The sequence below is a fragment of the Nostoc sp. genome (assembly GCF_036917455.1).
Classification (GTDB): Bacteria; Cyanobacteriota; Cyanobacteriia; order Cyanobacteriales; family Nostocaceae; genus Nostoc.
Genome location: NZ_JBALDK010000182.1, coordinates 1 through 20,942 on the forward strand (window position 1 = coordinate 1; position 20,942 = coordinate 20,942).

Genomic DNA, 20,942 nt, shown 5'->3' on the forward strand with positions numbered 1-20,942 from the left:
AGATAATCCTAATCCTGTACCTTTTCCTACGCATTTGGTAGTAAATAGATTTTCAAAGATACAGGCTTTAACTTCTTCTGGCATTCCTTTAGCATTATCTTGAATCTTAATTGTCAGATTATTATCTTTCTCTACCTTAGTTAAGATGGTAATAAGATTAGGATAATTATCTTGAACTTCCATAAAGCTACGACCGATGTTTGTTTCTTCTAAGGCATCAATTGCATTTGCAATAATGTTCATAAAAACTTGATTTAATTGTCCTAAATAGCATTTTGCTAATGGAATATTTCCATACTCTTTAAGTATTTTAATCGCCGGACGATTATGGTCAGCTTTCAGCCGATGCTGTAAAATTAACAAAGTACTATCAATGCCTTCGTGAATATTAGCTAATACTTTATAACTAGTATCTGCGCGTGAAAAAGTACGGAGAGAAGTACTAATATTACGAATGCGCTGCGTTCCTACCGTCATCCCATCAATCATTTTTGGTAAATCTTTTAGGAGGAAATCTATATCTATTTCTTCAGCTTTTTCTTCAATTTCAGCACCAGGATTTGGGATTTTATCTCGGTACAATTGTAAATAGTCTATTAAATCCTTAACAGTATCTTTTGCTTGGGCTATACTACCTGTAATAAAACCAAGTGGATTATTTATTTCGTGTGCCACCCCTGCAACTAAATTACCCAGAGAAGACATTTTTTCGCTTTGAATAAGTTGTAGTTGTGCCTCTTGTAAATCTTTTATTGACTGTTCTAATTCTCTCGATTTATCTTGTTCTCTTGTGTACAACCGGGCATTTTGTATAGCAATAGCCATTTGAGAAACCAAGACTTTTAATACTTCTACTCTTTCTGGCACAAAAGTCCCTGATGACAACTTATTTTCTAAATAAATAATCCCTGTAATTTGTGATTGATAAATTATCGGTAAGCAAAAAATTGATTTCGTTTTAGATTCCTGAATATAAATATCAAGGTTAAACGGCTCTGTAGTTATTGCATCATTTAATACAAGATATTGTTGAGTGCGAAAAACGTAATTAATCACAGAGAGGGGTAAATCCTGATAAGCTTCAACAGGAATAGAGCATAAAACTGTCACGACATCATCGGTAGCATTTCCCGAAGCTTCGATATATAGTTGATTATCTTTAAGTAGGAGTAGCACTGCTTTTTGGGCGGCAGCATTTTCTAGTAAAATTTTGATGAGCTTGCTCAACAAATTTTCTAAAACAATTTCGTTGGTAATCGCTTGCGAAAACTTGATGAATGCATTAAAGTCTAGAAAATCGCTTAAACTACTATTAGTGGTAGTGGTAGTAGTAAAGTGAATTGTATCTATTTTGGAAGTAGTACTTTCTATAGCAGCAGTTTGTCCTACTAGAAAAACATACTTTGATTCTAAGTACTTAACTTTAGCGATCGCACCCCAACGAATATAGGCATAATAGGCTTTAGTTATATAAGTTTGATGAATTAAATCTTTACCTAGAGATTGATAAAATTTTCCTGCTAACTCATAACCTAAAGCTTCTTCTTGGAGAAAACCATTCTCTTGGGATTTAGCAATAGAGTTATCATAGTAGTCCATTGCTTCCAGCTTTTGATCCAAAATCCGATACCTTTCTGCCTCTACGAGATAAAATCTATGTAAGTGATTCGTGGGAGCATGAGTAGCCCAGAGTTCCATTTTTTGCTGATTAGCTTGAATTTTTTCAAGAATAGCTTGCTTTTCAGACTCTTTGGCAGTATGATATATGGCCAAGTGTGCTAAGGAATCGTAAAAATAGAACATTGGAACAACAAATAATCCTGTAACACCACCTAAAGATTTTTCTGCGATCGCAGCATGTTCTACAGCTTTAAAATACTCCCCAAATATGTAAGAGAGCATTAATTTATTTACAAATAAATGGTTAATTGTGTAAAGGTCATTTACTTGCTGATGAATTGGCAGCATACTTTGCTCGTCGTAGGCTTCTCCAATTAAACAATCTACATTTTCAAAATTTCCTTTCAAATTCAAAACTGTTTGTAAATATACTGAATTCCAAGTTAAAGCTACTCGCTGATTAATTTTTTTCAGCGATTCACAGTAAGCTATAAGTTCTTTTTCTAAAACCCAAAGTTCTTTACCCAACCAAAATGAATGATAGGGATAAATGTAACCACAATAGCCAGCATATTCTAAATCTCCAGTTTCCAGACCACTAGCATATCCAGACATTGATGATGTTAATGTCTCCCTAACATGCTCTTTCCAGTGCATAACATGAGCGCTAACAACCGTCAGAATTTTAGCCTTGAGTTCTTGAGAATCAAATTTTGACACCAAACTAGAAGCTAATTTACCAAATTCATAGCCAGAATTAATTTCTCCTTGAACTCCACAAAGAAGTAAGCCATAAAGACTATAACCATAGGCAGATACAGCTGTATTGCCATAATTTAAGGACAAATTAACCATTTTACAGACAATAATTGGCATCATAGCAGGAGCAGTTTGAAAAGCCGCAGGAAGAACTCCCATTAATATTTTCATGGCTGCAATCTTGTTAGGATCGGACATCAATGGTAAGTTAATTAAATCTGCGTAGATGCGTAGCGGCTTGTCGTCAGACATCGCTTTACTTTTCAAAGAAATAGCAATTTCATCCATTCCCTGCTGAATATCAGTTGATGTAGGTTCATCTGGAAAACTTATTCCTAGCAATTTGAGAATTGATACTGCTATCTGAATGGCTTCCAGTTGTTTGCTTTGAATGATAGAAGCGATAATCTGTACTTCATAGACTTTCACTTTATCTAGAAGGATTTTGGCTTCTTGCTGCACCGCCTCAGCCCATTGCTGCATCTGCTCAAAATTACCACCCAAATAGGCTGCTTCTGCGGCTCCTTCATATAAACCTATGGTTAAAGTATATTCAGTTGTCCAAGTATCTGCATTTAAAAGTTCTATCCCATTTGTGAAGTATTTAAGTGCAGCTTCATAAGCTGTAGAAGCTTTAGCTTTTCGCCCTGCAATTAGATTTAGTCGTGCCAATTCAGTTTTTTCAGATTGCTTTATTAGGTTAACAATACCTACATTCAACTGATTAACAATATCAAAAATATTAACTTCTATTTCCTGCTTTGGGATATTTTGTAGAAGCAGTTGGCCAATTTTCAAGTGAGTAAATTTTTTGAGTTCTTCTGGAATCAGCGAATATGCTGCTTGTTGTACTCTGTCATGTAAGAACTTGTAACCAACCCGTGAAGTGTCGAAATTTAAATTAACCGCTTCTTCTTGATTAAAAACTAAAGGAATACGGTAAGCTTCACTTAAAGGTAGAATTAATCCCGCTTGCAAAGCCGAGTGTAAATCATTGGCTGTCAAAGAAGCTGATTTTTCATTGACTATAGATAAAACATCAAGACTAAATCTGTCACCCACACAAGCTGCTAATTTTAAAACATTTTGGGTAAGGTTTGGTAGTTTCTCAACTCTACTGGCAACTAACTCAACTACATTTTTATCAGTAATTCCAATTGCTTGAATATCCTCAATACTCCACTGCCATTGAGAATTAATGAAGTCGAATTTTAAAAGCTTTTCTTGATAAAGTGCTTGAATAAGTTGTGTGATGAAAAATGGATTTCCACCTGTCTTATTAAAAATTAATTCAGCTAATTGGATAATTCTATTTTTAAACCTATTAGATTCTACATCATGGTTAATCTCTGTCTCTTGTAAAGTTTCTGCAACTAACTGAGTCACATTGTCTAAATTTAAAGGTTGCAACACAACATTGTTAATAACTGTGCCAGTATTTTTAATTTCTTCTAGTTTTTGAATTAAAGGATGTGCTGCATTAACTTCATTATCTCTATATGCACCAATAAATAATAGATATTTGCTGTCAGTATCAGTTACAAGTAGTTGGATTAAATTTAATGTTGCTGAATCTGCCCATTGTAAATCATCTAAAAAGATAACTAAAGGGTGTTCTCTTTGGGTAAAAACTTGGATAAATTCTTTAAAAACTCGATTGAAGCGATTTTGTGATTCTGTTGCACCAATTTGGGCAACTTCTGGCTGTATACCAATAATTAATTCTACTTCTGGAATTACATCAGTAATAACTTTTCCATTTGTTCCTAAAACTGATAGTATTTTTTCACGCCATGTTTCTATTTTTTCATTATTCTCTGTCAGTAAATACCGCATTAAATAAGCAAAAGCTTGAATTAAGGAAGCATAAGGGATATTTCGCTTTAATTGGTCAAACTTACCAGAAATAAAGTAACCTTGTCTGCGAGTAATGGGTTTATTAACTTCGTTGACTAAAACTGATTTGCCAATACCTGAATAACCAGAAACTAGCATCATCTCACTAGCCCCAGATGTAATCCTTTCAAATGCTGCTAGCAGTTCATTAACTTGGTTTTCACGACCATATAATTTTTGAGGTATTAATAACTGGCTTAATATATCTAAACGACCTGGAAGAAAATCAGTAATTGTACCCTTAGTTTTTAATTGGTTAAGACATAATTCTAAGTCTGCTAATAATCCTGTAGCGCTTTGATATCTGTCTTCCGCATTTTTCGCCATCAACTTCAGCACAATTTCTGAGATGGCGTTAGGAATTGTTGGATTTAATAACTGTGGGTTAATCGGTTGAATAGCAATGTGGCTATAAACTAGTTCTAAAGGGTCTTGACTACAAAATGGTGTTTTATCGGTGAGCATTTCATATAAAGTTACACCAAGAGAATAAAAGTCGGTGCGATAATCGAGAATACGATTCATTCTCCCCGTTTGTTCGGGAGACATGTAGGCAAGTGTGCCTTCAACGCAGTTAGGATTATTAAATTGGGGATTTTCCTTATTGAGGCGGGAGGCTATACCAAAGTCAGTGAGTTTAACAATACCTGTTTGAGAGTTAATAATGATGTTACTAGGTTTGATATCTTTATGAATAATCTGGTGTTTATGCAAATAATCTAGAGCTTTAGTCAGTTGAATAGTAATATTTAAATCATTAATTAAGCCAAGTTTTTTTGTCTGGAGAATTTGGGCTAAAGATTGACCATCAAAGTCTTCTAACAACAGCCCCACACGGTTATCAAAGGTTTCTAGACTAATGGCTTTAACTATGTTGGGATGGTCTAAACCTTGCTGAATTTGATATTCATTTTTAAGGCGAGTAAAGGCTTCGAGGGTAGGATATTCATTTTTAAGCAACTTGAGGATAACTCGCTGTTGCGTCTTTGGTATTTGTGTTTGATAAATAATTGTTTGGATTCCTTCGTGGAGAGTCGAATTGATTTGATATCCAGCAGGATTTGGCATTGATTTTTGTCTACCAAGGTACAAAATTAGTATCACCCCCGTCCTATCGTGAAAGGGGTTCTAATTTAATTATTCCCAGTGGGAGAAAATTATTAACATTGCGATTCCATATCCAAGGGTTGTAAATTGAAAAGCGATTATTCCCTTGTAACGGAAAAGCTATTGTAACTTTTACGCCAACCGCAGATAAGGACATTTTTGTAAGAACCCCGATGCTTTATTGTGGGCATCAACGTTATGAGTATGTGCTGGGGTAGGTCGAATAATACCATCAAACAGGTCATTCAATCCGTAGGGAGTGAAAAATTGCCATTGGCCTTGTGCATCTAGTCGAACTCCGACAGCAGTAGCAGTGTGCAACCACTCTGCAACAGCATCTTCTGTATTAATGTAGTGTCTGCTACCAAGCCGCCAACGAGCAAAACTGGCTTGATTTTTAACATCAAACTCGTCATGAGGAAATTGTTCTGTGAGAGTCGCCTTTGCTGCTAGTTCTTGAGAACGATTTCCCTCTATATCAAAGAATGCAATATCAAAATCTTTAACAACTAACCCACAGTCATTGCCAAAAATCGAAGACCAAACTGTGTTTCGGACTGCACCACCAGCTAACCACCAGTTAGGTAGATTTAGTTGAGCGATCGCAGGTAATACTGTATCAATAGGTGTATCAGCTAAAATCATCTGTAGATGAGTGTTACTATTCATATCAAATCCCTGGGATTGTCAACTAGAAGGTCAAAATATTATCATTTATATCTCATTAAGTTTACGGTCTTTATAGACCTCCTGTGACACTTATCAGGTCAAGTGATAGTAACAAGATAAATTGAAAAATTGATTCATTCCTCTAGTTTTGATTAACAGACTACTAGGACAACCCCACAAGGGATTTATTTTTTGCAGGATGCAAATTAAAAGATTTTTAGCTTAAACATTGATATGAGTGTGACGGGTTTGCCAGATACAGCAGTTTTCATTTACATGAGGTACAAAGCTTACGGGTTTTGAGGCAGGAGGCAGGAGTTAGAAAGAAACTTTTTATGTTTGATGAATCAGTCCTGCTGTACCTCACTTACTTGCAATCTGCTGTATAGCTTAATTGCTTATTAAACTCGAAGAACCCCACCCCGCCAAAGCTATGCTTTGTCTCCCTTCCTCACTTGCGGGGAAAGGTTCTTTTTTATGGGTAATTTAGCGGACATGATATCAATCCTCAAGCATCTCTAAAAATTGTGCCTCGCTTAACTGTGCAATTCCCAAAGAGAGCGCTTTTTCTAATTTAGAACCGGCATCTTCTCCTACCACCAAATAATCTGTTTTTTTACTCACTGAATCGGTCACTTTTCCCCCAGCTTTTTGAATCAAAGCCTTTGCTTCATCTCGCTTTAAGGTTGGCAATGTCCCTGTGACGACAAACGTCTTACCTGCAAACTTTTGATTACCATCACCAACTGTTTTTGTTTCCTCTAGGGCGGTTAATTGCAATCCTTCTGCTTGCAAACATTCTATCAAAGTTTGGTTGGCATCAATCCGAAACCACTGGTACACAGATTGGGCAATTTCAGCACCAATACCATAAATTCCTTCAATATCTGATTGCTTTGCTGTCGCTAACTGTTCGACGGTGAAATATTTCTGAGTTAACAATTGGGCATTCACACTACCAACGTGACGGATGCCTAAACCATACAATACCCTTGACCAAGGTTGATTTTTTGATTGAGCGATCGCATCAATCAATTTCTCTGCTGACTTTTCCCCCATCCTTTCTAATGCACACAATCTCTCTCCTGTCAACTCATATAAATCAGCAACGGAATGCACTAAAACTTTATCAACAAGTTGATGCACCAGCTTTTCGCCTAAACCTTTAATATCCAAGGCATCACGACTTACCCAATGTTCAATAGAACCTTTGAGAATCGCCGCACAGGAAGCATTGACGCATCGAGTCACCGCCTCACCTGATTCTCGCACTACTGCTTGATTGCACACTGGGCAATGGGTAGGCATAACGAAGGGTTCAGTGTCAGCAGGACGGAGTTCTTTTAATACCCTCACAACCTCTGGAATGATTTCCCCAGCTTTGCGGACGATGACAGTATCGCCAATGCGGATATCTAATTGAGCAATGCGATCGCTATTATGTAAAGTGGCGCGAGAAACAGTTGTTCCCGCCAGTTGCACAGGGCGCATCTCGGCTAATGGCGTTAACGCCCCGGTTCGTCCGACATTTACAGCAATATTTTCTACACGAGTCGGCGCTTCTTCGGCGGGGTACTTTAATGCGATCGCCCAGCGAGGAAATTTCTGTGTAAACCCTAGCTGTTCTTGGAGTTTAAAAGAATTTAGCTTTACTACCACTCCATCAGTCATGTAGGGTAAATTCAGGCGTTCCGTATCCCAATATTCATAATATTTTGCGACTTCTGCGATCGAGGCACATAGTTTGTGATTGGAGTTCACTTGAAAACCCATCTTTTCTAACAACTCCAATGCTTCCCATTGGGTATTGGCAATACTGGTGTCATCTCTACCAGGAATATGCAGGGTATAGCCAAAGAAAGCTAACCGCCGTTTTGCGACAATGCGCGAGTCTAGTTGTCTAAGTGTACCTGCTGCGGCATTCCGGGGATTGGCGAATAATTGCTCCCCTGCTTTTTGCCTTTCCTCATTAATTTGTTTAAAAACTTCCAAAGGCAAAAACGCCTCGCCTCGCACTTCTACCCTTTCTAAAATTTCTAACCCTTCAAAATTCAAACGTAAGGGAATTGAGCGAATTGTCCGCACATTTTGGGTAATATCTTCACCCATGACCCCATCACCCCTAGTTGTCCCCCTAACTAGAATGCCATCTTGGTAGGTAAGAGCCAAAGCAGAGCCATCAATTTTCAGTTCAGTGACATATTCAACTGAATCTATTTTCGGTACTTGTCGCCGCCAACGCTGAACCCATCCTTGCAACTCGTCAATATTGAATGCATTCTCCAGACTGTACAGGGGGATATTATGCCGCACCGAGGTAAACTGCGTATGCTTAAGCTCACCCACGCGCTGAGTCGGACTATCGGGCGTTGTCAATTCTGGATATTGAATTTCTAGTTGTTGCAATTCTCGATATAGCTGGTCATAGACTGCATCTTCCATCATTGGAGAATCTAAGACGTAATAAGCATAGCTGGCTTGTTGCAATAACTGGCGCAATTCTTCTGTGCGCTTTACTTCCGGCTTAATCTGTGTCATTAGAATGATTACAAAATATCTAGCGAATAGAATTTAAAGATAATGAAGCCTGTTGCTTGGATAGCCGCAATTAACCCGTGAAAAATTAAGGCTTTCATGAATTAATCCTTTATATTATATTCTACCCAAATTGGATGTCTTGGTAAGCGATCGCCACAACAAGGGCAAGGAAGTATCGGATATCTTTCAGCAGCTTTCATTAGAGTAAACCGATCCTGATTTATCCCATCTCCACAATATAGACCCGTATCCATAGGATTAGCTGTTTTTCCTCGCCAATTGCAAAAACCACAGCTTAAAGTTTATAACTGAACTCTTTGAAAGCTTGATTCTATATTCTAGAAAAATATATGGCAGCCATCTCTTGAAATTTGATATCTTTCCAAGCCCTAAGTGAATTTCAGGATATTTTTGAGTTAACTCAAGCGCTGGTCAAAGCAAATCTAAAACAGCTAGTGGCATATCATCAATAAAGGGGTTGAATCGCAAAGTTTTCCATTCTTCTTGGCTGGGAAATAATATCTTTTGACCGTCAATATAAATGTGTTTTATACTAAGTTTATTTGAGTTCATGGTCTTGTATTGTGCCTTTCGTTCCCTATCGCTAGTATAAAATCATTTAAAACTACATAGTAGAATTACGTTAAAGCTATACAAATAAAAGTTCGGTATTCTGAATTCAGGAATTACCTGTAAATCTGGGGTATTCACAATTGTCAGCATTGCTAGCTGGGTGTTGCATAAAAAAATAAATGTAACCCTAGTTAGTCAGTGAAGCCCAAATTTACAGTTTTATTTTACTAATATGTTCATCCGCTCTTTAACATTTACTGCCTCTAGTGCTGTGTTACTTTCAACTTTAATCAGTTCCGCTTTTGCCGCTCCCATTAACCTTGCCAATAGTGTCAGCAATACCGAGACAAACACAAAGTTAATTGCTCAAAATGTCGCCCAGTTACAGAGAATTCCTGATGTCAGAAGACAAGCAGTAGCTAACGGACAAAACCGATATGCTGCTATTTGGGTGAAGTCTGGTGGTTCAGCTTGGGAAGCGCGACATGGATTGACCTCAGCCCAATATCAAGCAACTTTTGACAAATTGGTTGGTGAAGGATATCGGTTGGTTGATGTCAGTGGTTATGATGTTAACGGACAAGGGCGATACGCTGCTATTTGGGTGAAGTCTAGCGGCCCAGCTTGGGAGGCGCGACATGGATTGACCTCAGCCCAATATCAAGCGACTTTTGACAAACTAGTTGGTGAAGGATATCGATTAGTTCACGTTAGTGGTTATGATGTCAATGGACAAGACCGATATGCCGCTATTTGGGAAAAGTCTGACGGCCCAGCTTGGGAGGCGCGACACGGATTGACCTCAGCCCAGTATCAAGCTACTTTTGACAAACTAGTTGGCGAAGGATATCGGTTGGTTGATGTTAGTGGTTATGATGTCAATGGACAAGACCGATATGCTGCTATTTGGGTGAAGTCTGGCGGCCCAGCTTGGCAAGCACGACATGGATTGACCTCAGCCCAGTATCAAGCAACTTTTGACAAACTGGTTGGTGAAGGATATCGCTTAGTTGACGTAAGTGGTTACAATGTCAACGGACAAAACCGATATGCCGCTATTTGGGAAAAGTCTGGTGGTTCAGCTTGGCAAGCACGACATGGATTGACTTCAGCCCAGTATCAAGCAACTTTTGACAAACTGGTTGGTGAAGGATATCGATTAGTTGATGTCAGTGGCTATTAGTACAACATCTCCAATGATCATTGCATACCGAGGCGCGAGCGGCTATCGTCCAGAACATACTTTAGCTGCTTATGAATTAGTAATGCCTGCGGCGGGCTACGCCTACCCCGCATTTCTCACAAGCTTGAGGGGCAGAGGGGCAGAGGAGCAGAGGGGAAAGAAAAAACTTGGTATTCTCTCCCCTGCTCCCCTGCTCCCCTGCTCCCCTGCTCCCCTACTCCCCTGCACAAGGTTTTGAGAGATGTGGTGAGAAATCCGGGCTACGCACTCGGTGCTGATTATATTGAATCCCCTGAAACTGTCTTTAATTTTGTTAGCGTATCGTAAAGCCTACGGCATGGCTTCTCTACGAGAGGCTACGCCAACGCTTAGAGCGAGTCCGCGTTCGCTTTTTGCGTCTCGTAGAGAGCGTCATTTTTAATTTTGAATGTGTTAATCTCTTGTCTCCCTCCCCACTCTCTACGGGAGCAACGCGAAAAAGTGAGATCATCGTCCAATGAGCAGGGAGAGCAGGGGGAGTAAAGAGGCATTTTTAGTATTTTTTACTACCGAAACAGACTGCTTCTACACTTATTTCTTTCTCTTCCCCTGCCTCCCCTGCCTCCCCTGCCTCCCCTGCTTACCCATCTCACAAAATCGCATTGCTCCCCTCTCTACGGGGCTTTCGGCTGTTGCTCAAATGCCTTACTAGGCGGAATCTCTTCAAGAGGAATCAGCGCTTCAATTACCGACTTGACAATTGGTGCGGCGACAGTAGAACCATAAGCACTTTCTCCTTTTGGCTCATCCACCAGTGCAAACACTACATAGCGAGGAGATTCCACTGGTAAAATAGCCACGAAGCTGGTCATTCTAGCACCCTTGATGTAGCCGCCATTAGGACTAGCTTTTTGGGCAGTACCAGTTTTACCAGCAATGCGATATCCAGGAATTTGTGCCGCCTTACCACTGCCTTCATTAACAACAGTTTCCATCATTTCCACAACTTTTTGGGTTGTTGCGGCTGAGAAAATTTGGCGGGGGATGGTATGAGTGGGTGAATCATGCATCTGCCCTTTGCTATCAATCAGCCCTCGAACTACATGGGGTGTTACCAACTTCCCGCCATTGGCTAAAGCACCGTGCATTTGTACTAGCTGTAACGGTGTCATAGAGAAGCCTTGCCCAAAGGAAGTAGTAGCTGGTTCAATTGGCGAAGCGATAAATTCTTCTTGACTTTTGAGGCGACCGCCAACTTCAAAAGGTAAATCTGTATCAACTTTTTGTCCTAGCCCCAAGCGTTCTAGCCAGTTGTAGAAGATTGAAGGCTTTAAGCGTTGGATAATTTGCACCATGCCAATGTTGCTGGAATATTGTAAAATCTGAGCGATGCTGATTCGCCCATTCCCATTATTCATCGCATTTTTAATGGTGTAATTAGCTACTCGAATAGAACCGGAGTCATTAAACATATCATCTGGTTTGATGATGCCATTTTCGAGAGCGATCGCTACATTCAAAGGCTTAAAAGTCGATCCCGGTTCATAAAGATCCGCTACCGTCCAGTTTTTAAATAGTGAGATATTAGCTTTAGCGTATTCATTAGGGTTATAGGTAGGTTGAGAAACGAGGGCGAGTAAGGAACCATCCAACGCATCCATCACAATTACTGCCCCACGTTTAGCGTCAAACTTATCCATCTGTTGTTTGAGCGCCAGGCTAGCAATCCGTTGTAGACGGCTATCGATAGTGAGTTGCAGCCGCAAATCATCAAAGTGCAGAAAACCTTCAGGCGCACGATCGGGCATCACAGCCCCATTCCCAGAGCGACTGAGCCGCACCGTTTGCACAGGACGTTCTAACAACTTCTCTTGAGAATATTCCACACCTGCTTGACCACGACGGTCAACATTCACATAACCCACCACATCAGAAACTAAATCGTCTGGCGGATAAAATCGGGAGTATTTTTGAATTAACTCCAAGCCATTTAAGCGCAAAGAAGTCACGCGATCGATAACTTCTTCTGGTAAGGCTGGGGCAAGGATAATTCCACTTCTTTTGCTTTGAAAAGTTTTCACTAATTCAGCAGTATCTTTTGCCAATATTGGGGCAAGTTGCTCTGCCATCTCTTCATTAGACTTATCAAATAGCTTGGGATGAGCGTACAAAGTATATACAGGACGGTCAATTGCCAACAGATTACTATTGCGATCTACCACCGGACGACGGGGCATAAAAGGTCGCAAATTCACCATTTGCTGGTTTCGTGCTTGCTCTGTTAATTTTTGCCCCTTGACAATTTGCAGGTTATACAAGTTGATACCCAACCCTAACCCTGCTGCCATTAATGCGCCCCATACTATGAACAGTCGAGACTTGCTATTGGATGTTTGTTCTTGGATATTAGAGGCAAGTGTCTCTAACAACCCTCGTTTAGAACCTTTCTGTCGTTTTTGGAATGCCGGATTCCGAAACTTTCTGAATTTTGTTTTACTTGGTAATTTTTGCATTGCCTACTCAGTAGCAAATTGCTTTTTGGAGTCAAAAGTCCAAAGTTAAAGTTAGTTACTCCATAATTTCTAACTCCTAACTCCTAACTCTTAACCTTAATATCCCAGTGGCGAGAGCGTTTGCTGTTGCGTTTCCGAATTTGACGTTGTGTTAGACGATGCTGGCTTAGGAGTATGAGATACTGGAGGCAAGAAAATCATTCCTTGAGGAGTTGGTAACACCAGCCCTGCTGTTGGTTGTTCTGCTTCCTTAGCCATTTTGTTTTTCAGCGTGGCGTTGGTTGCCGTTAGTAGACGCTCATGACGTTGGAGGTTTTGCAGTCTGCGATATGACTTACTCCAAAGCTCTTGGGAATATACCGTCCATCCATAAACAGCAAGTGTCGATGCTACTAACAAAAACGCCAAAACTGTTGAATAACGATGAAAAGTATACAAGCGCAACAACCATAAAGGTGCTGCTCCCGAATTAGGCATGGTGGGAAGGCGAAGAAAATCTCCCCCTGAACTCTTTGGAGTCGCACTGGACTGCTGATTGAGATTTGGCATTTGTTGTCTACCCAACTCTTTCAACGATTTGGGCATAACTACCTTATTTGTGGAAGAAGCCGCTAAATTTTTCGAGGAATGCTGTTGTCTTTGAGAGGATGTGGGAGTAGCTTGGGTAGCTGGTGTAGAAGCGCTCCGTGCTGCTGACTCCACAGACCTAGAGCGTCGCCTACCTAAAGGAAAAATAGAATCTCGCCGGAACCAATTACCCCTTGTAGAAACAGCAGATTTACGAGCAACTACCATAAATTTTTTTAGTTTTTAGATGGAAAATACTGTACTTTAGATTGATTTTCTTGATTGGATGTTTTTGCTGAGGTTAAAATTACCTTCTGTGCAACAAGCACACATAACAGACTACACCCTTTTAAGTGTTCTGATAGGTAGCTGTACCAATGTTTGCAATCAGTGATTAGAAACTGGACAGCTTGCCCTTTAGGTATTGCACCTAAAGTATGGCAACGCGGGGCAGCAAGGTGCAATACTCCGTGAAAAAAATAAAATTTTTTGCTATGATAACTCGGTTTGCTAAAAAATTTGGTAATTTCCCTTTTGCTCTTGAGTTAAGAGAAACTAATCAGATGGTTGTATGATACGTAATCCGAAAAAGAATACCCCAAAAGATTGTTTTTTTTAGCATGTAATCATCACAGCATTAAAAAAAAGCAATAAATACGGTATCGTATTCAACAGGTGAAAAATTGTTCTAGCCACAATTGGTGAAAGAGGAGTTATGAAAACAAAAATCTTCGGTTTGGCTGTAATCTTAAGTCTAGCTACAATTCTCGGAGCTTGTGAAGGCGGTGGTGGTGATGCTGGTGGTGGTACTACTAGTACTCCAGCGGCTACAGGTGAACCAACTGATGCACCTCCTGCTGGAGCTAAACCTCCTGCTACTACACCTGCTACTCCCGCAGCTACTCCTACTGCTACTCCTAAATAAGGCATTTTAAGCTTTAGTTTAAATCATGCCCAAAACAGTTTAGTAACAACGCTCGTCACCATATAGGTTGAATTAATTAGGTTCATCTAGAAACCCGTATCTCCCTGTTGGTGGATCAGAGCCTAGAGTTTGCTCAAATATCAGCCTATTAGCTAAGTAGGGCAGCAAGTAAAGGACACTGGTGATGAGGATTACCCCCTCAACCAAGTGTCCGCCTGAAATTCTCGCCTGACCGAACCTTATTCCGAGTAAAAGGAAGTTTAATTCCGTAAATCTAAGCCATATTTAGCGTTTAGAATGGCTTAGACTCCTGAGTTTTGAGAGGACATAAATAATTATTGCGATCGCTGGCAATTGCTCAAGAGCATTCCCTGTAGTCTATTCTCTATTAAGAGAGACCTGGTCATGTTTCTTGATATTGCCAGATTTTTATTGGGAACATAGATTGGGCATGGGGAAAAAAGATTTTCATGCTGCGTTGTGAACGCAGTTCAAGAGATGGGGAGAGTTAAAGCGAGAAAAACGGTAAAATTTCTGGGTCTAGTTGCGATGGGAGCAAGTTTTTTTGTGTTGAGTGGCTATTGGGGATCATCAATAGTCATAGCATTACCCCCACCAGAGGATACACCAGAAGAAATATTACGGACACAGATTATCATAGAAGCGCGATCGCCAATTGATGGAAGATTCCTAACAGCTGCCGAATATATTCAATTACAAGCGCAGCTACAAAAAGTCCCACCACCAAAACTAGACCCCAAAATTCGCGAACAGATTTTCTTGCTTCGCCTACGTAAAACATTATTTCAGTTTTTCCCGTTTTTAAATTTTTGATAAATTAGTAATTACTCAAGGCTCAAAAGTCAAGATATTTCCCCAATTCCCCGTTCCCAATTCCCTGTTCCTAATGCCCCATACCCAAAATCTCATTCTGAGGTAGGATAACGGTGGCGACAAAATTGCAAATAAATGTAAAGAATATATATAGATATTAAAAAAGTAGATTTAGTCAATCACATTATTTCACGTAGGTAGCTTCATGTCCATGACCACGATCGCCCCTGAACAGGTTAACAGCATCGTTTGGAATCAGCACAACGATCCCTTTGAAATACTAGGTTCTCATCCCATACAACAAGACGGCAAAACTGTCTGGGCTGTGCGCGCCTACCTACCAAATGCAAGTGCAGTATGGGTCGTTCTTCCTGAACAACGCAAAGAATACCCAATGCAAGCAGTGCATCATCCCCACTTTTTTGAATGCACTATTGAAACCGCAGAACTGGCAAACTACCAGTTACGGATTAAGGAAGGGGAAAATGAGCGTGTAACTTATGACCCTTACGCCTTCCGCTCTCCCAACTTGACAGACTTTGATTTGCATTTGTTTAGTGAAGGGAACCATCACCGAATATACGAAAAATTGGGAGCGCACCCCACGGAAATAGGCGGTGTTAAAGGCGTTTATTTTGCAGTTTGGGCACCCAACGCCCGTAATGTTTCATTGCTTGGAGATTTCAACCTCTGGGATGGGCGGAAACACCAAATGCGTAAAGGCCCCACTGGAATTTGGGAGTTGTTTATTCCTGAAATCGGCGTGGGAGAGCATTACAAATATGAAATCAAAAATTTTGAAGGACACATTTACGAAAAATCTGATCCCTACGGTTTCCAGCAGGAAGTCCGCCCGAAAACTGCATCCATTGTCACTGATTTAGATGCTTACAGTTGGGATGACGAAGACTGGATGGAAAAGCGGCGGCGCACTGACCCCCTTACTCAGCCAGTTTCAGTCTACGAAGTGCATTTAGGCTCTTGGTTACACGGTTCAAGTGCCGAACCTGCTAAACTGCCAAATGGTGAAACTGAACCTGTAGTTGTCGTTTCTGGACTGAAGCCGGGCGCACGCTTCCTTACCTACCGGGAACTAGCCGAGCGACTTATTCCTTATGTCAAAGACTTGGGATACACCCATATAGAAATACTTCCCATTGCAGAGCATCCCTTTGATGGTTCTTGGGGTTATCAAGTAACTGGGTACTATGCCCCCACCTCCCGTTTTGGCAGTCCTGAAGATTTCATGTATTTTGTTGACCAATGTCACAAAAATGATCTAGGGATAATTGTAGATTGGGTTCCTGGCCACTTCCCCAAAGATGGACATGGTTTAGCTTTCTTTGATGGTAGCCATCTATACGAACACGCTGACCCCCGCAAAGGTGAACATAAAGGATGGGGTACTTTGGTGTTCAATTACGGTCGCCATGAAGTTTGTAATTTCCTAGCAGCAAATGCTCTCTTCTGGTTTGACAAGTACCACATTGACGGGGTTCGTGTCGATGCTGTTGCCTCGATGCTCTATAACGACTATTGCCGCGAACCAGGAGAATGGCTGCCCAACCAGTATGGCGGCAGAGAAAACTTAGAAGCGGCAGACTTTCTGCGTCAGGTAAATCACATTATCTTTAGCTATTTCCCCGGTGTTCTCTCAATTGCTGAAGAATCTACTTCTTGGCCAATGGTATCTTGGCCCACCTACACAGGCGGATTAGGCTTTAACTTGAAGTGGGATATGGGGTGGATGCACGATATGCTGGATTATTTCAGCATGGACCCCTGGTTTCGTCAGTTCCACCAAAACAATATTACCTTTAGTATGTGGTACAACCACACTGAGAACTTCATGCTGGCCCTGTCTCACGATGAAGTGGTTCATGGCAAGAGCAATATCATCGGCAAAATGCCGGGGGATACATGGCAGAAGTTAGCTAATGTGCGTTGTTTATTTACCTATATGTTTGCTCACCCAGGCAAGAAAACCATGTTTATGAGCATGGAGTTTGGGCAGTGGAGTGAGTGGAATGATTGGACAGATTTGCAATGGTATTTATTGCAGCATGAAGCCCACCAACAGTTAAAAACGTTTTTCCAGGAATTGAACCATCTCTACCGTTCTGAACCAACTTTGTACACTCAGGATTTTGCTGAACCTGGGTTTGAGTGGATTGACTGTAGCGACAACCGTCATAGTGTAGTTTCTTTCATGCGACGTGACAAGGATTCGGATGATTTTGCGATCGTGGTTTGCAATTTTACGCCGCAACCCCATTCTCACTATCGCATCGGTGTACCGCAAAAGGGATTTTATACTGAGTTATTCAATAGTGATGCGCGTCAGTATGGCGGCAGCAATATGGGCAACTTAGGTGGTAAGTGGACGGATGATTGGCCTTTGCACAGTCGTCCCTATTCGCTGGATTTGTGTTTGCCACCTTTAGGGGTGTTGATTCTCAAGTTGGATAAGAAGAAGACTGCTGAGGTAATTGGATAATATTTGTTGGGTGGGCGATGCCCACCCAACAAATATTGTATAGAGTAAGGAGAATTATTTGAGGTGCACCGATTTAGAGCCTATTTATAAAGTAAATAAAAAGTTAGGGTATGTTAACGGCTGTGTATGAATTTGAGGGTTTGAGAAAGTCTAATTCAGCCGTAACCAACCTTATTTTCAGGTGCGTTAAAGCAGCGCGTAACGCACCCTACAATTTAAGGTTTACTTTATAAATGGTTTCTTAGCGATCGCGTATTGGGCCATAAAGGTAATCTACCTTATTTTGGTCTTAACAGAGAAGTACTGCAAAGCGTCTAATTACTACTTTTAGTATTTGCTAACTTCCAAGTAATTTCACAGACAGATGGTCTTATGCAATGAAGGTGTTCCAGCCGTTGCGCTAAAACATTGGAAGTCTGGAATTATATCAAACTAAGTCTGCATAGGCAGTTTTTGTTTGTATAGTGGCGATTTATATCTAAATAATCGCCGGGTATTTTTTCCTCTCGATTTATCTGCTGTCATTAGTGGGCGGAATAAATCTAAATTTGCTTGACTGTTTTATCCGTATTGCAATTTTTGCAAAACATACGTCAAAGTACAATACAGTTTTCTGTAATATTGCGTACAAACCAGTATAAAAAGTAAGTGAATAATGACCACATAATTAATCACATCCTTTCAATTGAAAGGATGTGATTAACTATGTCTGCTTAATGCTACGGGTTTTTACTTAGTGTTGTTGTTTTAATGCTGTAGAAATGTAAGGGTTATTTGGCTGGGTTCCAAGTGCCGTGGAAGCTGTGGGGAATGACGGTAGGTAATCCTAGTTTGCAAACGGGTTCGGCATCCAGGCGATCGCTATCAAATACCCAAACTTCGCTACGATGAGAATTACCATCGTAGACAACCGTTAGAACCCAACTTTGCTCGGTGTTTTGGGTGTCTTGGGCGTGGATGGGTTCTGAAGGATAACGGTTCTCTCCAAAGTCTGCTTCGGTGAGAGTTTCGGTTTTGTGGTCGAAACGAGCGATCGCATTTAAGATTTCTTGGCTAATATCTGTTTCTGAGCGGAATGTTGACATATATGTGTATCGAGAAGCTAGCCCCACGTTTAGCTGTGGTACATTAGGAAATTCACAATGTCGGTTTGATAGTTGCTGAATTGACATAACTTTGCCAGTTTGGGGATGCAGATGAACTTGCGTTAGTGTACTTTTAGCTGGGGTGTGAGTCTCACCTGTAGCTACTTCCTTGAGATATTGGTTAGTTTGAAAATCTTCATAACGGGCAATATCCACAATCACTGAACCGCTAGCATCTACATAACCATTGGAAAAATGCCATTGGAACCAAGGTTCGGTTTCTCCACGACTGACTACAGATAAAGTTTCCCGATCAATAACTAAAATCTGAGTTCCTAGTTTAGGTTGCCACTTTAGAGAATCACTATAGCTGCTTATCCCTATTAGCAAGGGTAAGATATTCAACCGCACTGGCGGAATGAAAAATACAATGTACTGTCCTGCTAAAACAAAATCATGCACCAATGGTATACTATCTAACTCGTATGCGGCTTGTTGGATAATCCGCCCAGTGGAATCGCTTTTGTAAATATTCAGCGTCGCATCTTTTTTAGGACTGATGCCAAAGTTAAAAATCTCCCCTGTTTGCTCGTCACGCTTACAATGTGCGGAATAGTTTAATCCTTTAGTTAACCCCCCTAAATCATCTTCGCCCCAAGTTTCTAAAGTTTGTAAATCGAGGGCGTGGGGTTTACCACCTTCCCACAGTGCCAAAAGTTTATCTGGAAGTACTAGCACTGAAGTGTTGGCAGCATTCTTGATCGGCTTTTGCCATTGATTCCAAATTGGCCCTGGTGCAGTCATCCCATAATTGCCGTAGACTAGTTTACCCTCTGCTGCTTCTTCTTGATAGCCAGAGGTTTGCACGTAGCGATAAACCCCGGTTGCGACTGCATCGGTAAAATTTACAGCTAGAATTGCCCCATCTCCATCAAACCAGTGTCCCATGTGAATACCACCGCGTTCTAGCCGTGCGGGGCCATTGCGATAAAGTGTGCCACGCAAGCCATCTGGGATTTTGCCAGAAATAATTGGCAGTTGCGTAGAGGGAAATTCTTTTGCTGGTTCTCCGTTAGCGTTCGCGCAGCGTTCCGCAGGAAAGCTCACCGTTGGCGTAGTCTCTCGTAGAGAAGGTATTGCACCTGCCCAGGCTTTTGTTGTTGACTTTGTAGTGATAGTATGCATTTCAAGTGTGGTTTGATAAATTATCGATGTACATACCTGCATTCTTACATTTTCATTTATTACTCCTTAACTGAGGTAGCTCATAGTAACCAATAGGAATAATCACTAAAGTGAAGTCAATGAATATTCCAAGTGGTTGAAAAACTATGGTTAGCCAACAAACAATAGATATCGTCAAATCTACAGCACCTGTTTTGAAAAAGAACGGTGAGCAAATCACAACTCGGATGTATGAAATTATGTTTCAAAATCATCCAGAGGTTAGAGAACAATTTAGTATGGCGGCTCAAGCAGATGGTTCTCAGCCCGCGAGATTAGCTACAGCAGTTTATAGCTATGCCAATCAAATTAATAATTTGCCTGCTTTAAAGTCGATGGTAGAGAAGATTGTCCATCGTCATGTGCAGACTCATGTTACACCAGAGCAATATCCGATTGTCGGGGAAAGTTTACTGCAAGCGATGAAAGATGTTTTGGGAGAAACTGCTACTGAAGAAGTGATGGCGGCTTGGAGTGAAGCTTATCAGGCATTGTCAGAAGTATTCATTCACAGAGAAGATGAGATATACATGGGTGAAGAGAGAAAACAACAGCTTATCCATTCATAACGACAGAATTTAGTACAGCATTTCATTAATTAATTTGGCAATATTCTACAATACTAATGCATTGGCTTGCATTGTTAATGTGTCAGCTTGCATTGTTAATGCGTCGGCTTACATTGTTAATGCGTCGGCTTACATTGTTAATGCGTTGGCTTGCATTGTTAATGCATCGGCTTGCATTAAAAAGGCTACGCTTTTACGCAAAACTATACTCGAACTCTTAGAGGATGTTTGAAAAATCTTCTTGTCTGTATTAAAAGTTCTAGATCCCCCTAAATCCCCCTTAAAAAGGGGGACTTTAAGAGACTTTTGCCCCCCTTAGTAAGCTATCCATTATAAACATCTTTCTTAATACAAAATTTGACAAAAGTCAGCAGTTATGGGGAGGAGGATGAAGGAAAAAAATC

Annotated in this window: 11 protein-coding genes; 5 read left to right on the forward strand and 6 right to left on the reverse strand. The window is 40.6% G+C overall.

The features are described 5' to 3' along the window. From V7K42_RS19260 to ligA, 3 genes are all read right to left on the reverse strand, one after another. Nucleotides 1-5,343, reverse strand: a 5,343-nt coding sequence (locus tag V7K42_RS19260) for a trifunctional serine/threonine-protein kinase/ATP-binding protein/sensor histidine kinase (protein ID WP_334918824.1), incomplete at its 3' end; no start/stop codon positions are given. A 171-nt stretch (nucleotides 5,344-5,514) separates the two neighbouring features. Further along, nucleotides 5,515-6,051: a nucleotidyltransferase family protein gene (locus tag V7K42_RS19265; RefSeq protein ID WP_334918826.1), complete on the reverse strand. Its 537-nt coding sequence runs from the start codon at nucleotides 6,049-6,051 to the stop codon at nucleotides 5,515-5,517. A 501-nt stretch (nucleotides 6,052-6,552) separates the two neighbouring features. After that, on the reverse strand, nucleotides 6,553-8,589 hold the full coding sequence (gene ligA, locus V7K42_RS19270; protein ID WP_334918828.1) for an NAD-dependent DNA ligase LigA: 2,037 nt from the start codon (nucleotides 8,587-8,589) through the stop codon (nucleotides 6,553-6,555). 805 nt (nucleotides 8,590-9,394) lie between these two features. Between ligA and V7K42_RS19275 the strand changes: the two genes are divergently transcribed. Further along, nucleotides 9,395-10,345: a hypothetical protein gene (locus V7K42_RS19275; protein ID WP_334918830.1), complete on the forward strand. Its 951-nt coding sequence runs from the start codon at nucleotides 9,395-9,397 to the stop codon at nucleotides 10,343-10,345. A 653-nt stretch (nucleotides 10,346-10,998) separates the two neighbouring features. Here the strand turns inward: V7K42_RS19275 and V7K42_RS19285 are convergent. After that, nucleotides 10,999-12,837 (reverse strand): peptidoglycan D,D-transpeptidase FtsI family protein, encoded by a 1,839-nt coding sequence (locus tag V7K42_RS19285; RefSeq protein WP_334918832.1) that lies wholly within the window; start codon nucleotides 12,835-12,837, stop codon nucleotides 10,999-11,001. A 96-nt stretch (nucleotides 12,838-12,933) separates the two neighbouring features. Beyond that, nucleotides 12,934-13,632: a hypothetical protein gene (locus tag V7K42_RS19290; RefSeq protein ID WP_334918834.1), complete on the reverse strand. Its 699-nt coding sequence runs from the start codon at nucleotides 13,630-13,632 to the stop codon at nucleotides 12,934-12,936. A 487-nt stretch (nucleotides 13,633-14,119) separates the two neighbouring features. Here V7K42_RS19290 and V7K42_RS19295 point away from each other — a divergent pair, with 487 nt between their 5' ends. The 3 genes from V7K42_RS19295 (at nucleotide 14,120) to glgB (ending at nucleotide 17,660) form a co-directional block, all read left to right on the forward strand. Then, a complete protein-coding gene (locus V7K42_RS19295) occupies nucleotides 14,120-14,329 on the forward strand; it encodes a hypothetical protein (protein WP_094341984.1) in 210 nt (69 codons plus the stop codon). A 549-nt stretch (nucleotides 14,330-14,878) separates the two neighbouring features. Then, nucleotides 14,879-15,163: a hypothetical protein gene (locus tag V7K42_RS19300; RefSeq protein WP_442938601.1), complete on the forward strand. Its 285-nt coding sequence runs from the start codon at nucleotides 14,879-14,881 to the stop codon at nucleotides 15,161-15,163. A gap of 205 nt (nucleotides 15,164-15,368) precedes the next feature. Beyond that, nucleotides 15,369-17,660 carry a 1,4-alpha-glucan branching enzyme gene (glgB, locus tag V7K42_RS19305; protein WP_334918837.1) on the forward strand — a complete coding sequence of 764 codons (2,292 nt, stop codon included), beginning with the start codon at nucleotides 15,369-15,371 and terminating at the stop codon, nucleotides 17,658-17,660. A gap of 770 nt (nucleotides 17,661-18,430) precedes the next feature. Here the strand turns inward: glgB and V7K42_RS19310 are convergent. After that, entirely contained in the window at nucleotides 18,431-19,972 is a 1,542-nt protein-coding gene (locus V7K42_RS19310; RefSeq protein WP_334918839.1) for a carotenoid oxygenase family protein, read from the reverse strand. 104 nt (nucleotides 19,973-20,076) lie between these two features. On the opposite strand from V7K42_RS19310, the gene V7K42_RS19315 reads away from it, so the two are divergent. Beyond that, on the forward strand, nucleotides 20,077-20,538 hold the full coding sequence (locus V7K42_RS19315; RefSeq protein WP_334918841.1) for a globin domain-containing protein: 462 nt from the start codon (nucleotides 20,077-20,079) through the stop codon (nucleotides 20,536-20,538). Nucleotides 20,539-20,942 lie beyond the last annotated feature (404 nt).